The sequence below is a fragment of the Exiguobacterium sp. s101 genome (assembly GCF_018617835.1).
In the GTDB taxonomy this organism is placed as follows: Bacteria; Bacillota; Bacilli; order Exiguobacteriales; family Exiguobacteriaceae; genus Exiguobacterium; species Exiguobacterium marinum.
Map to the genome: position 1 here is coordinate 1 of NZ_JACSKX010000016.1, position 14,944 is coordinate 14,944.

At 47.6% G+C, this 14,944-nt stretch carries 15 protein-coding genes and 1 other annotated feature; all 15 genes read left to right on the forward strand.

From position 1 onward, the window contains the following. Positions 1-201 precede the first annotated feature (201 nt). On the forward strand, positions 202-678 hold the full coding sequence (locus KNO76_RS12105) for a CtsR family transcriptional regulator (RefSeq protein ID WP_026824805.1): 477 nt from the start codon (positions 202-204) through the stop codon (positions 676-678). 5 nt (positions 679-683) lie between these two features. Next, positions 684-1,118 carry a UvrB/UvrC motif-containing protein gene (locus KNO76_RS12110; protein ID WP_026824806.1) on the forward strand — a complete coding sequence of 145 codons (435 nt, stop codon included), beginning with the start codon at positions 684-686 and terminating at the stop codon, positions 1,116-1,118. Then, positions 1,118-2,161, forward strand: a complete 1,044-nt coding sequence (locus tag KNO76_RS12115) for a protein arginine kinase (RefSeq protein WP_214885717.1) — start codon at positions 1,118-1,120, stop codon at positions 2,159-2,161. Before KNO76_RS12110 ends, KNO76_RS12115 begins: the two co-directional genes overlap by 1 nt. Positions 2,162-2,185: 24 nt before the next feature. Next, complete coding sequence (locus KNO76_RS12120; protein WP_026824808.1) at positions 2,186-4,621, forward strand: ATP-dependent Clp protease ATP-binding subunit; 2,436 nt, start codon at positions 2,186-2,188, stop codon at positions 4,619-4,621. Positions 4,622-4,678: 57 nt separating this feature from the next. Then, complete coding sequence (gene radA / locus KNO76_RS12125) at positions 4,679-6,055, forward strand: DNA repair protein RadA (protein WP_026824809.1); 1,377 nt, start codon at positions 4,679-4,681, stop codon at positions 6,053-6,055. A gap of 113 nt (positions 6,056-6,168) precedes the next feature. Beyond that, positions 6,169-7,233 carry a PIN/TRAM domain-containing protein gene (locus KNO76_RS12130; RefSeq protein ID WP_012727703.1) on the forward strand — a complete coding sequence of 355 codons (1,065 nt, stop codon included), beginning with the start codon at positions 6,169-6,171 and terminating at the stop codon, positions 7,231-7,233. A gap of 55 nt (positions 7,234-7,288) precedes the next feature. Then, positions 7,289-7,969, forward strand: coding sequence for a 2-C-methyl-D-erythritol 4-phosphate cytidylyltransferase (ispD, locus tag KNO76_RS12135; RefSeq protein WP_214885719.1), 681 nt, complete (start codon positions 7,289-7,291; stop codon positions 7,967-7,969). Next, entirely contained in the window at positions 7,966-8,439 is a 474-nt protein-coding gene (gene ispF / locus KNO76_RS12140) for a 2-C-methyl-D-erythritol 2,4-cyclodiphosphate synthase (protein WP_214885721.1), read from the forward strand. The genes ispD and ispF overlap by 4 nt, the downstream gene beginning before the upstream one ends. Positions 8,440-8,484: 45 nt before the next feature. Next, entirely contained in the window at positions 8,485-9,942 is a 1,458-nt protein-coding gene (gene gltX / locus KNO76_RS12145) for a glutamate--tRNA ligase (protein ID WP_214885735.1), read from the forward strand. Next, positions 9,942-10,148: a binding site (T-box leader), on the forward strand. It overlaps the preceding gene by 1 nt. Before the next feature lie 51 nt (positions 10,149-10,199). Beyond that, positions 10,200-10,889: a serine O-acetyltransferase gene (gene cysE, locus KNO76_RS12150; RefSeq protein ID WP_214885723.1), complete on the forward strand. Its 690-nt coding sequence runs from the start codon at positions 10,200-10,202 to the stop codon at positions 10,887-10,889. Beyond that, positions 10,858-12,255 carry a cysteine--tRNA ligase gene (gene cysS, locus KNO76_RS12155; protein ID WP_214885724.1) on the forward strand — a complete coding sequence of 466 codons (1,398 nt, stop codon included), beginning with the start codon at positions 10,858-10,860 and terminating at the stop codon, positions 12,253-12,255. The genes cysE and cysS overlap by 32 nt, the downstream gene beginning before the upstream one ends. Beyond that, complete coding sequence (locus KNO76_RS12160; protein WP_026824815.1) at positions 12,252-12,656, forward strand: Mini-ribonuclease 3; 405 nt, start codon at positions 12,252-12,254, stop codon at positions 12,654-12,656. Before cysS ends, KNO76_RS12160 begins: the two co-directional genes overlap by 4 nt. Positions 12,657-12,765: 109 nt before the next feature. Further along, on the forward strand, positions 12,766-13,515 hold the full coding sequence (rlmB, locus tag KNO76_RS12165; RefSeq protein WP_026824816.1) for a 23S rRNA (guanosine(2251)-2'-O)-methyltransferase RlmB: 750 nt from the start codon (positions 12,766-12,768) through the stop codon (positions 13,513-13,515). Then, entirely contained in the window at positions 13,512-14,051 is a 540-nt protein-coding gene (locus KNO76_RS12170; RefSeq protein WP_026824817.1) for an NYN domain-containing protein, read from the forward strand. Before rlmB ends, KNO76_RS12170 begins: the two co-directional genes overlap by 4 nt. A gap of 209 nt (positions 14,052-14,260) precedes the next feature. After that, positions 14,261-14,902 carry an RNA polymerase sporulation sigma factor SigH gene (sigH, locus tag KNO76_RS12175; protein ID WP_214885725.1) on the forward strand — a complete coding sequence of 214 codons (642 nt, stop codon included), beginning with the start codon at positions 14,261-14,263 and terminating at the stop codon, positions 14,900-14,902. Positions 14,903-14,944 lie beyond the last annotated feature (42 nt).

Sequence of the window (14,944 nt, forward strand, 5' to 3'; positions counted from 1 at the left end):
CGCCGAAAGTAGTTGGGGGATCTCCCCCTGTGAGGATAGGACGTTGCCAGGCAACAACGCAGAGGACGACCGAGCATACGCTCGGTCGTCTTTTTGTATATTAGCGATGTTCTCCATGGAGAACATCGCTTTTCATTTGCCTTTTTTTAAATCAATGATAAAATATAGTCAAAAGTCAAAGATGGTCAGAGGGTGGTGGAGATGAGAAATATTTCGGATGTCATTGAACAGTATTTGAAGCAAGTGTTGAAAGAAAGTCAGGCGAATGCGATTGAAATTAAACGTCAAGATATCGCGCAACGATTCGAATGTGTCCCATCCCAAATCAATTATGTCATCAACACACGTTTTACCGTCGAAAAAGGATATTTAGTAGAAAGTAAACGTGGCGGTGGCGGATATATTCGCATTCGTCGCGTCACTTTGCATGAAAAGCAAGATCTCCTTTCTAGTTTGATGGATGTCATTCTTGAGCATCCACGTCTGAATGAACAGCTCGTCGAAAATGTTCTTGTTCGATTAGTGGAAGAACAAATGTTGCACGAGCAAGAAGCTCAGTTGATTTATCATCTCTTATCAGATGAAGCGTTAAACTTACAGGTTGACGATCGCTTCTTTATCCGACGTCAACAGTTACTGGCACTAATGAAAGTACTTCGTTACCGTAATGGAGGATAAGTCGTATGTTATGCGAACGTTGTAAACAGCGACCGGCTGTCAATGAAGTCGTTGTCATGGAACAAGATGTACCTGTGAAAAGACACTTATGTCGACAATGTACGGTAGAACTCATGACGGGTTATGTCCCGGTCGTGAAGCGTTGTCCGACTTGTCAGATGACCCGCCAAGACTTGTTGCGTGTAAGAAAAGCAGGGTGCGCTACGTGTTATACCGTATTCCGGGATGAACTGATAAAAATCACCCGTCAATATCAACAAGGACACGATCGTCATATCGGTTCGATTCCTGACCATCTACGAACACCGTATGAACGGATTGAGGAGCGGCTTGAAAAGTTAGCAGGGGAGTTGACCCGTGCTGTCGAACAAGAAGATTATGAACGGGCAGCACGTATTCAAAAAGAAATGAAGCAATTAGAAGGGCAGGGAGATGGCTAATGGAACCTTTCCTAACACATCCACTCGGTCCAAAAATGAAAGAACGTGCCAAACTTGATGATTTGGTCGTCTCCACAAGAATCCGACTGGCACGTAACGTCAAAGACACCGTGTTTTCACCGGCCCTTTCTAAAGAAGGAGAACGTCAACTTTGCGATCGTTTAGAGGGACGTCTACGCGGGTTGAAGGGATTTGAATATCTTCATATGCGTGATTATGATGAAGTGACACGACAAGCATTAATGGAGAAACATTTGATTAGCCCGGCTGTTGCTACTAGTGAAGAAAGTGCGGTCTTCTTAAGTGAAGATGAAACCATCAGTGTACTAATCAACGAGGAAGACCATCTGCGAATTCAAACGTTGCTTCCCGGCTATCAAGTGAAAGCGGCGTTCGAATTAGCGAAACAAGCAGACGCATTATGCGCGGAGTCACTTTCTTATGCTTTTGATGAACAGTTAGGCTATTTGACGACATGTCCAAGCAATATCGGAACAGGACTCCGAGCTTCGGTCATGTTACACTTACCGGGACTCACGCTAACGGGTCGGATTGGTCCGATTTTACGGGAACTTCGAAAACTCGGTTATACGATTCGCGGTCGGTATGGTGAAGGAAGCGATGCAGCCGGACGCTTGTTCCAGCTGTCGAATCAACGGACACTAGGTAGTCATGAATCACAACTGTTGGCTGATTTTATGGAAGTGACAGAACAAGTGATTCAGGCAGAACGGCATGCGCGTGAAGAACTCATTGCGAATCGACAGGAAGAGTTAGAAGATCGATTTTATCGGTCATATGGTATATTACGATATGCTAAATTACTCTCTTCCACCGAAGCAGTTGAACGATTATCTGATTTACATTTAGCAAGTGACCTTGGAATTTTGTCTGATTGGAGCCCGCCGAAGTTTCACGAGTTGATTGTTCGGTTACAATCAGGTTTTCTACAAAAACATTTCGGGAAAACATTATCTACGCAAGAGCGGGATCGAGAACGAGCGACACTCGTTCGTCGAACGTTAGATCAAGGCTTAGTTTGATCCAACTATAAGGAGGTTTTGTCAATGATGTTTGGACGATTTACAGAGCGAGCACAGCGCGTATTAGCTTTAGCACAAGAGGAAGCCGTACGTCTTGGCCATCATAATATTGGTACAGAACATATTTTATTAGGATTGGTTCGGGAAGGAGAAGGGATTGCGGCGAAAGCACTCTTCGCACTAGGACTGACATCTGAAAAGATTCAACAAGAAGTCGAGTCATTGATTGGACGTGGTTCTGAGAACGGATCGACGATTCACTACACACCACGTGCGAAAAAAGTCATTGAACTCTCGATGGATGAAGCAAGAAAATTAGGACATTCATACGTCGGAACGGAACACATCCTTCTCGGATTGATTCGTGAGGGGGAAGGTGTCGCAGCGCGCGTCCTCAATAACCTAGGAATCAGTTTGACGAAAGCACGTCAACAAGTACTGCAGCTCCTCGGGAATACCGAGTCTTCTTCAAATGCTTCGCAACCAGGCGCAAGCGCTGCAACACCAACGCTTGATGGGTTGGCACGCGACTTGACGCAACAAGCCAGAGAATCACGTTTAGATCCGGTGATTGGACGCGCAGGTGAGATTCAACGTGTTATCGAAGTCTTGTCTCGTCGGACAAAGAACAACCCGGTTCTTATTGGTGAGCCGGGTGTCGGGAAGACCGCGGTAGTCGAAGGCCTTGCTCAACAAATCATCAACAACGAAGTCCCTGAGACACTTCGTAACAAACGAGTCATGGTACTCGACATGGGTACGCTCGTGGCCGGTACAAAATATCGTGGTGAGTTCGAAGATCGTTTGAAAAAGGTCATGGATGAGATTCGCCAGGCTGGAAACGTCATTCTCTTCATCGATGAATTGCATACATTGATTGGTGCAGGAGGCGCTGAAGGCGCGATTGATGCGTCGAACATCCTCAAACCGTCACTGGCCCGTGGTGAACTTCAATGTATCGGGGCGACAACACTCGACGAGTACCGGAAGTATATCGAGAAAGATGCAGCACTTGAACGACGCTTCCAACCAATTCAAGTGAACGAGCCGACGGCAGAAGAGGCTGAGCAAATCCTTCTCGGTTTACGCGACCGCTATGAGGCACACCACCGTGTAACGATTACAGACACAGCCATTCATGAGGCGGTCGTCCTTTCTGACCGTTATATTTCGGATCGCTTCTTACCGGACAAGGCGATTGACCTCGTCGATGAAGCCGCATCAAAAGTACGACTTCGTTCTTTCACAGCGCCGCCGAACTTGAAAGAGTTGGAATCGCGCCTCGAGTCGATTCGTAAAGAAAAAGACTCTGCTGTTCAAAGCCAAGAGTTTGAAAAAGCAGCGTCCCTTCGCGATACGGAGCAAAAATTACGTGATGAATTAGAAGAATTGAAAGCAGAATGGCAGAATAAGCAAGGGAACGAAAAACTTGAAGTGACGAAAGAAGATATCGCTCAAGTTGTCGCAAACTGGACAGGAGTACCGGTCACAAAGATTGCCGAAGAAGAGACGGACCGTCTCCTCAAACTCGAATCGATTCTTCACAATCGTGTCATCGGTCAAGACGATGCAGTGAAATCGATTTCTCGTGCTATCCGTCGTGCCCGTGCCGGATTGAAAGATCCGAAACGTCCAATCGGTTCGTTCATCTTCCTCGGACCGACCGGAGTCGGGAAAACCGAGCTTGCCCGCGCAGTTGCCGAAGCGATGTTTGGCGATGAAGATGCGATTATTCGAATCGACATGTCAGAGTACATGGAGAAACATGCGACAAGTCGTCTCGTCGGTTCGCCTCCGGGCTATGTTGGTTACGAAGAAGGTGGTCAATTAACTGAGAAAGTACGCCGGAAACCATATTCGGTCATTCTTCTTGACGAGATTGAGAAAGCACACCCTGAAGTATTTAACATCTTACTTCAAGTGCTAGACGACGGTCGCTTGACGGACTCAAAAGGTCGCACGGTCGACTTCCGAAATACCGTCATCATCATGACGTCAAACGTCGGGGCAGCAGCGCTTCAACGAAATAAATATGTTGGATTCACAGTCGAAGATGATGTGAAACGTGAGTATACGGAAATGAAAGACAAAGTGCTCGAGGAATTGAAAAAAGCGTTCCGACCTGAGTTCTTGAACCGAATTGACGAAATCACAGTCTTCCATTCACTTCAAAAAGAGCACATCCAAGAAATCATCAAACTTATGGCTGAGACACTTAAGAAACGTCTCGCCGAACAGGGTGTTGATTTCAGCATGACAGATGCGGCGCTCGAGAAGATTGCCGAAGTCGGCTACGATCCGGAATACGGGGCCCGTCCCCTCCGTCGTGCTCTTCAGCGAGAAGTGGAAGACCGTCTCTCAGAAGCAATGCTCGGCGGTACGATTACCAAAGGTAGTAAAGTTGCGCTCGACGTACAAGATGGAGAGTTTGTCGTTCGTAACGAAGGTGTCGTTCAGTAAATCATTCAGCTCCCTCACTGTTCATGAGGGAGCTTTTTTTAGACAGGAAGGAAGCTTATGGCCAAAATTAAAACGAAATACGTCTGCCAATCGTGTGGATATGAATCAGCGAAGTGGATGGGGCGTTGCCCAGGTTGTAATGAATGGAATACGCTTGTGGAAGAATTTGTGGAAGAAAAGAAAGCCAAACGCGGTGCAGCATTTGTCCATAGTTCGTCTCGACAATTGAAACCGGAACGTCTATCAAACGTCGTCTCACAAGAAGAGACGCGTGTGCACACGAATAGTCGTGAATTTGACCGTGTGCTCGGTGGAGGAATCGTCCCGGGTTCCCTTGTCTTAGTCGGGGGTGACCCGGGAATCGGGAAGTCGACGATTTTGCTACAAGTCAGTGCCCATTTAGCCCATAGCGGCAAAAAAGTGTTATATATTTCGGGTGAGGAGTCGCTCAAACAGACGAAACTGCGCGCGGAACGACTCGGCTTACCGACCGAAGACTTGTTCGTGCTCGCGGAGACAGACATGCTGATGATTGAACGGGTCATCGATGAAGAACAGCCGGGGTTTGTCATCATCGACTCGATTCAGACGGTGTATATGGATGAGATTCAATCTGCTCCGGGCAGTGTGTCACAAGTACGAGAATGTACGGCGGCGCTCATGAAGATTGCGAAGACGCGAGGGATTGCTGTCTTCATTGTCGGACACGTGACGAAACAAGGGTCGATTGCAGGACCGCGCTTACTCGAACACATGGTAGATGCGGTGCTTTACTTTGAAGGCGAACGTCATCATACATTCCGTATTTTGCGGGCGGTGAAGAATCGGTTTGGTTCAACGAATGAAATTGGAATTTTCGAGATGAAAGAGAGTGGGTTAGAAGAAGTCCTTAACCCGTCCGAAATCTTTTTAGAAGAGCGAACCGCAGGGGTATCCGGCTCTACGGTCGTTGCTTCGATGGAAGGGACACGGACGGTGCTCGTCGAACTGCAGGCACTTATCTCCCCTACCTCATTCGGGAACCCGAGACGAATGGCGACGGGAATCGATCAAAATCGGGTCGCGCTTCTTATGGCCGTGCTCGAGAAACGATCCGGTCTTCTGCTTCAAACACAGGATGCTTATTTGAAAGCGGCCGGTGGTGTCAAATTGGATGAACCGGCGATTGACCTTGCGATTTGTATCTCGATCGCCTCTAGTTTTCGCGATCGCCCGACCCGGCCGACGGATGTCTGCATCGGAGAAGTCGGATTGACGGGAGAAGTGCGGCGCGTATCACGAATCGAACAACGTGTTGCCGAGGCGGCAAAGTTAGGATTTACAAGGGCCATCATCCCAAAAAATAATATGGGTGGATGGACCGCTCCGGCAGGGATTGAGGTGGTCGGTGTCGGAACAGTGGACGAAGCACTCCAGTTGGCGATCCCATTTTGATGGGTCGCCACTGGCAGTTTGTAACGCTTTGTAACGAACGTGATTAAAAAATCGTGTTACAATGAAAGTGTTATTTTTTGAAATTTTATTTCATATAAAAGGAGGTGGAATGAGTGAAGATTGCTGTACGAATCGGATTTATTTTGATTGGACTCGTCGTGGGTTGGTTCGGAATCATCGAAGCGACGCTTTTATTAGCAGACCTTGGCATGAATGTGCCGGAGTGGTTAACGATTCCATACGTAGCAAGTTTGATTGGTGGACTTATCTTCTTCATTCTTAGTTTATTCTTAACAGATGGTGTTGTTGCATTTATTCGTTTTGTCGAAGAACGGCTCGTCCGTTTACCGGTGGGAGATATCTTATTCGGTTCGATCGGTCTTATCATCGGGCTCTTGATCGCCTTTTTGATCAGTGTATCGCTTGAAGTCACGAATATTTTCTTACTGAGTAAAATCGTCCCGATTTTTGTCACGGCACTGTTTGGTTACTTTGGTTTCGCGGTCGGCTATCGGAAGCGTAACGAATGGATTAAACTATTTGTGAAGAGCGAACGGGAGAAGCCAGCGGCTGAACCGGTTCAACGTTCTAACGATAAAATCTTGGATACGAGCGTCATCATCGACGGTCGGATCGCGGATATTGCGACGACTGGATTCGTGGAAGGGACATTGATTGTTCCGCAATTTGTGATCGGAGAGCTCCAATACATCGCCGACTCTTCGGATACATTAAAACGAAATCGTGGTCGTCGTGGCCTCGACATTTTAAAAGAACTGCAGGAGAACAAGCGCATCCAAGTTGAAATTTATGATGGCGACTTTGAAGATGTACCGGAAGTCGATATCAAATTAATCAAATTGGCTGAACTTAAAAATGGTATTGTTGTCACGAATGACTATAACTTAAACAAAGTGTGTGAAGTACGGAATGTCCCGGTATTGAATATCAATGACTTAGCGAATGCCGTCAAACAAATCGTCATTCCTGGCGAAGAGATGGTCGTGACAGTCATTAAAGAAGGAAAAGAGCAAAATCAAGGCGTCGCCTATCTTGAAGATGGGACGATGGTTGTCGTGGAAGGTGGACGGAAGCTGATTTCGAAGACGCTTCCTGTCGTCGTGACGAGTGTCTTACAGACGTCTGCAGGTCGAATGATTTTTGCACGTCCGGAATAATGAACAAAAAAGAGACGCGGGAGCGCTCTCTTTTTTCACGAAGAGAGGTGTTTACATGGTAGCTTATACAGTCGTCATCCCGGCTGCGGGAAGAGGGAAGCGGATGGGAGCAGATGCGAACAAACTCATGTTGTCGTTACGAGGCAAGCCGATTATCGCATGGACGTTACAAGCGTTTGATACCGATCCATGGTGTGAACATATCGTTTTAGCGATTCGTCCAGAGGAACGTGACTGGTTTGAAGCGATGATGGCACATATCGATACGCCGATTACATATGTAATTGGCGGAGAAGAACGACAACAGAGTGTCTACGCAGGACTGCTTGTTGTGGAAACGGACACGATTGTGATGATTCATGATGGCGCTCGTCCGTTTGTGAAACGCGAACAGCTACATCAAGTGGCGGAAGCTGCGTTACAAGGTGGAGCTATTTTAGCGGTACCGGTCAAGGATACGGTCAAACAAGTGGAGCGTCACCAAATCGAACAAACCGTGCCCCGTGAAAACTTGTGGTTGGCACAAACACCGCAAGCTTTTCAGGCCAAGGCGATTTTATCAGCGCATGAAAAAGCAGTAGAACGACAGGTGCTAGGAACGGATGATGCCAGTTTATTCGAATGGCTCGGTGAAACGGTACGAGTGGTCCCTGGAGATTACCATAATATTAAGATGACGACACCAGAGGATTTACTGTTTGGCGATGCGATTTTAGCGAAGGGGGATTTACAATGAGAATTGGTCAAGGCTTTGATGTACATGCATTTGCGGAAGGACGTCCGTTAATATTAGGTGGAATCGAAATCCCACATGAGCGTGGACTTCTCGGTCATTCTGATGCGGATGTGTTGCTCCATACGATTGCCGATGCGGCGCTCGGAGCGATTGCGGCAGGCGATATCGGGAAGCATTTTCCTGATACAGATCCTGAATTCAAAGATGCGGATTCGAAAGTGTTACTTCGCCACGTATGGCAACTTGTGAAAGACCAAGGATATGTCCTCGGAAATGTGGATGCGACGGTCATGGCACAACGTCCGAAATTGCGCCCCTACATTGATGAGATGCGCGCGGTCATCGCAGATCTTCTTGAAGCGGATATTGAACAGGTAAACGTGAAAGCGACGACGACGGAGAAGCTCGGCTTCACTGGACGAGAAGAAGGAATCGCAGCACAGGCGGTCATCTTACTCAACCGGGCTTGACAGAAATGGTATACTATTTGGGCAGAAGAGAAGAAAGGTGGAACTATTATGAGTGAAGTGCGTGTACGCTATGCGCCTAGTCCGACGGGGCATCTCCATATCGGAAATGCGCGGACTGCGTTGTTTAACTACTTATATGCTCGCCATGCAGGCGGGAAATTGATTCTTCGAATTGAAGATACTGACCAAAAACGGAACGTGTTGAACGGTGTCGAAAGTCAAATGAAGTACTTAGAATGGCTTGGCATCGACTGGGATGAAGGTCCAGGTCGTGACGGCGACTACGGTCCATATTACCAAATGGAGCGTCTTGCGATTTATGAGAAATATGTCAATGAGTTGATGAGCAAAGGTCTTGCTTATAAATGTTACATGACATCTGAAGAGCTCGAAGCGGAGCGTGAAGCTCAAATCGCTCGTGGAGAGGCACCGCGTTACTCGGGTGCGCACCGTAACCTCACTGCCGAAGAACGTGAAGCATTTGAAGCGGAAGGCCGCAAGCCATCGATTCGAATTCGGGTGCCAGAAGGCGTGACGTATAAGTGGACGGATGTCGTTAAAGGAGACGTCTCCTTTGAATCGAAAGACTTTGGAGATTGGGTCATCGTGAAACAAGATGGGATTCCAACATACAACTTCGCTGTTGTCGTAGATGATCATTTGATGAACATCAGTCACGTATTGCGTGGGGATGACCACATCGCAAACACACCAAAACAGATGATGGTATATGATGCGCTCGGTTGGGAGTATCCGGAGTTTGGTCACATGACCCTCATCTATAACGACCAACACAAGAAGTTGTCAAAACGTGACGAATCGATTATCCAGTTCATCGAACAGTATGCCGATCTCGGTTACTTGCCTGAGGCGCTCTTCAACTTCATTTCTCTTCTTGGCTGGTCACCAGTCGGGGAAGATGAAATTTTCTCAAAAGAAGAGTTCATTCAAATGTTTGATGCAAACCGATTGTCGAAGAGTCCGGCTGTGTTTGACCAACAAAAACTTTCTTGGATCAACAGTGTATACATGAAGAAGGCCACGCTTGACGAAGTGGTGGCACTCAGTTTACCATTCTTACAAGAAGTAGGGCGATTACCCGAGGCGGTATCTGTCGAGGAAGCGGATTGGGCGACAAACTTGATCGCATTGTATAAAGAACAAATGACGCACGGGGCAGAGATTGTCGCGTTGACAGACTTGTTCTTCAAAGATGAAATCGAGTATGACGAGGAAGCGAATGTTGTCCTTTCAGGTGAAACGGTACCTGCTGTTCTTGCAGAGTTCAAACAGCAACTCGAAGGAATCGAAGACTTCACACCGGAAGCGATTAAAGCGGCGACGAAAGCGACTCAAAAAGCTACTGGTCAAAAAGGAAAGAACTTGTTCATGCCGATCCGTGTCGCCACGACAGGACAAACACATGGGCCAGAACTCCCGAACGCCATTTCATTAATTGGAAAAGAGCGTGTATTGAAGCGTCTGACAACTTTATTAGCGTAATAAAGGCATCGATGAGGAAAGTAAGCGGTACGACACGTTGCAGAGACTAGGACCTAGGCTGGGAGTTCTAGATGTGTCCCCCGAAGAAGTGCACCTCGGAGCCGTCTCGGCGATATGTAGTCGAGGCCGTGACTCGGCGTTAACGGGATTTGAGAGGGGAACACTTTTCCCAAACAGAGTGGAACCGCGCTTACGGCGTCTCTGTGCCTTGGCACAGGGGCGTCTTTGTTTTTGTATAAGAAAAGGAGATATCGATTATGGGATTTTGGAGCAGTGTACGCGAAGACTTGCGGACTGTCCTGGAACTAGACCCTGCCGCTCGATCAAAAGTGGAGGTCGCAATGACGTATCCAGGATTGCATGCTATTTGGGCACATCGCATCGCACACGAATTATGGAAACGAAACGTGAAGCTAGTGGCTAAGTTATTAGCCCAGTTCAGTCGCTGGGTGACCGGGATTGAAATTCATCCTGGCGCAGTTGTCGGTAACCGGGTATTTATCGATCACGGTTTCGGCGTCGTCATCGGAGAGACAGCCATTATCGGAAATGACGTGACGATTTATCAAGGTGTCACACTCGGTGGAACCGGGAAAGAAAAAGGGAAGCGACACCCGACGATTGGAAGTGACGTCCTCATTTCAGCCGGGGCAAAAGTGCTTGGAAACATCACGATTGGCGATTGCGTCAAAATCGGGGCAAGTTCCGTCGTCTTGAATGATGTACCGTCTGATTCGACTGTGGTCGGGATTCCGGGTCGGGTCGTTATTCGAAACGGCAAACGTGTGAAACAACACGACTTAGATCACCGCCTGCCTGATCCGGACCGCGAATGCCAAGAACGTCTTGAAAATGCTGTGGCAGAACTTCAACATAAATTAGAGACGCTTGAAAAGCGAATGGAGGAGAAGACACATGATTCAGCTGTACAACAGTCTCACGAATAAAAAAGAACCGTTTGTCCCGCTTGTTCCGGGTAAAGTATCGATGTATGTTTGTGGACCAACTGTCTATAACTATATCCATGTCGGCAATGCCCGTCCGGCGATTGCCTTCGATACAGTTCGTCGCTATTTGACGTATCGTGGGTATGAGGTGAAATACGTCTTGAACTTCACGGATGTGGACGACAAAATCATTCGCACCGCCAACGAATTAGATGAAGACACCGAAACGTTGACGAATCGTTACATTGAAGCTTATTTAGCGGATACGGGAGCATTGAACGTGCAACCTGCGGACGTACATCCACGTGTGACCGATACAATGGAAGAGATTATCGAGTTCATTCGTCAGTTAGAGACGGAAGGGTTCGCTTATGAATCCGAAGGCGATGTCTATTTCCGGACGAAGAAGTTTGAAACATACGGGAAACTAAGTCAGCAATCGATTGAAGATTTGCGGGCAGGCTCACGCGTCGATGTCGGGGAAAAGAAAGAAGACCCGCTCGACTTTGTCTTGTGGAAAGCGGCTAAGCCGGATGAACCATCATGGGATAGTCCATGGGGCAAAGGTCGTCCGGGCTGGCATATCGAATGCTCGGCGATGGCGAAAAAACATCTCGGGGCAACGATCGACATCCATGCGGGTGGGCATGATTTAAAATTCCCACACCACGAGAACGAGATTGCCCAATCGGAAGCGTGCAATCATGCGAAGTTCGCCAACTATTGGTTGCATAACGGGTTCATCAATATTGAAAACGAGAAGATGTCTAAGTCACTCGGAAACTTCCTCCTCGTCCATGAAGCACTGAAGGAAGTCGATCCGATGGTACTACGTTTCTTCATGTTGTCTGTTCATTACCGTCATCCCATCAACTATAGCCGTGAATTGATCGAACAAGCGGCGAACGGGTGGGACCGAATTAAAGAAGCGTATCAAAATATTGAATACCGCTTATCGGTAACAGCCGGACTCGGGGAACCGAGCGAGTCGATGGAACGGAAACTTGAATCGATCAAGACGGCTTTCATTGAGTCGATGGATGATGACATCAATACAGCAAACGCTGTGACGGTCTTATTTGACTTAGCACGAGAAGCAAACATTTATGCGAAAGCGGACCATGTGGCAAAAGCGACACTCGAACAGGTTCTTTCACTATTCGATGAATTGACGGGTGTGCTCGGTTTGACGTTGGCAGAAGAAAAAGAACTACTGGATGTCGAGATTGACCGATTGATTCAAGAACGAAACGATGCGCGGGCGGCACGTAATTTTGCCCGAGCCGACGAGATTCGTGATTTACTAAAAGAACAAAACATCCAACTCGAAGACACGGCCCAAGGGGTTCGGTGGAAGCGGTTATGATGCAACCGAAACAAATGAATGCCCTCGCCCTAGCCTACATGGGGGACGTGGTATATGAATTGGCCGTACGGAAACGGTTGCTCGAGAAAGGATTGACGCGCCCGAACGATTTACACCGGGGCGCGGTCCGCTACGTCAATGCACGGGCACAGGCGAGCGTCGTGACCCATTGGCTAGAAATGGACTTATTGACGGAAGAAGAACAAGCCATCGTCAGACGTGGTAAGAATGCGAAGTCAGGATCAATCCCGAAGCGGGTTGATGTTCACACTTATCGCTACTCCACAGCGTTCGAGGCGTTGATTGGATATATCTATTTGACAGAAAGAAGGGATCGTCTTGAAGAACTCATCAAACAAGCGTTCGAACGACTCGAAGCCGAATCGTTCGAATCGACGTGACGGAAAGCGGGGAGCGGAGAAACGAACATTTGACCGCCCTCGTGGTGAACGACCAGAACGTGCACGTCGCCAGAAAGCCGAGCGTCCGGATTATAAAGAAGTGGACGTGATGGAGGAAGGGATTGACTTCCTTTATGGCCGAAATCCCGTACTCGAAGCACTTCGAAGCGGCCGTGACATGAACAAAGTGTTTATTATGGAAGGGCAACAAAAAGGCCCGCTCGCCCAAATCATTGCGATGGCGAATGAAGCATCAGTTCAAGTTTCTTTCGTACCCAAAACGAAACTCGAGAAGATGGCAGGCAGTGAGCATCACCAAGGTGTCGTTGCAGCCGTAGCGGCTTATGAATACAAAACGATTGAGGATATGTTTGCACTCGCTGCTTCAAAAGAGGAAACACCGCTCATCATCCTGTTGGATGAGCTAGAGGACCCGCATAATCTAGGTTCGATTTTACGGACGGCAGATGCAATCGGGGCACACGGAATCATTATTCCAAAACGCCGTTCGGTTGGTTTGACCCAAACGGTTGCCAAAGCGTCGACTGGGGCGATTGAGTATATTCCAGTTGCGCGCGTGACGAATTTGACGCGAACGCTTGAAGAATTGAAGGAAAAAGGACTATGGGTCGTCGGGACCGATGCGAAAGAGAGTCAGGACTATCGTCGATTAGATGGAAATATGCCGCTTGTCGTGGTCATCGGAAGTGAAGGCAAGGGGATGAGCCGACTCGTGCGTGAATCGTGTGACTTCCTCGTCCATTTACCGATGGTCGGTCATGTCACGTCACTCAACGCATCTGTTGCAGCAGCGCTCCTTCTGTACGAAGTGCATCGCTCACGCCACCCGTTAGCATGAGTATTCTAAAACGCGAGCTCCTTCTTGTAGATGGATATAACATTATCGGAGCGTGGCCACATTTAAGAAGTTTGCGCGATGTAGATTTTGATCAGGCGCGCAACCTCTTGATTGAAGCGATGGCAGAATATCAAGCTGTATCCGGCAAAGAGGTCACAATCGTGTTTGATGCTCATATGCGGTATGGTCGTGAAGCAAAAGAGAAGCGCAGTCGTGTCGATGTCATTTATACGAAAGAAAATGAGACAGCTGACGAATGGATTGAGCGACGAGCGCATGAATTGGTCGATGACCGACTCGTGACATTATTCGTTGCGACAAACGATTTCACCGAGCAATGGGTTATTTTTGGTCAAGGTGCATTACGCGTTCCTGCGACCGAGCTGTTAAAAGATTGGAAGCATGCGAAAACACTGATTGAGCAGCAACGGATGTCGTTAGAAAAGGAACAATCCAATCGAAAGACAATCGATATTCCTCCGCACATTCAAGCGCGCTTTGAAGAAATGCGACGACGTAAATCAAAAGGTGACTGAAATCACGGGCGAGTTCATAGAATGGACTCGTCTTTGTTTCGATTTTGACATTTTTTTGCAAAGGAATGTTGTATACTATTACATATATGAGTTACACATCATTTAATTGACGGAATCTTTAGAAATTTGTTTGACGCATAGGAGTAGGGAGTCCTATAATGGGACAAAACCTTACATAGGTCAGGATCAATCGCCGGGGGGGAACGAGCATGAACGGATGGCCGTATGAACAGTTTGAAAAAATGTCAGACGAAGAGTTGGTCTTATTGGCGCGAAACGAAGGAAATAGCGATGCGCTTGAGTTTTTGATTGAACGATACCGGTATTTTGTGCGGGCGAAGGCGCGCTCATACTTTTTGATTGGGGCAGATCATGAGGACATCGTCCAAGAAGGCATGATCGGTCTTTACAAAGGGGTGCGTGACTACAAAGACGAACGGCTCGCGTCATTCAAAAGCTTTGCTGAAATGTGCATCACACGTCAGATGATTACTGCGATCAAGACGGCGACACGTCAAAAGCACATTCCGCTCAATTCATACGTTTCGCTCGATAAACCGATTTTTGATGAAGAATCCGATCGAACATTGCTTGATGTTATCTTGCCTCCACATCCTACCGACCCTCAGGAATTGATTGTGACACAGGAAGAGCAAACGTTCATGGAAGAGAAGATGGAAGAAATTTTAAGTGACTTGGAGCGGAAAGTCTTGCGTCTTTATTTAGACGGACGTTCTTATCAAGAGATTTCAGACGACTTGGATCGTCATGTAAAATCAATTGATAATGCGTTACAGCGTGTGAAGAAGAAATTTGAACGCCATGTCGATGTTCGGACGCTTACAAGCTAACCGATTATTGACCGCGTGCCTCCTATGTGATACTTTAAAAGT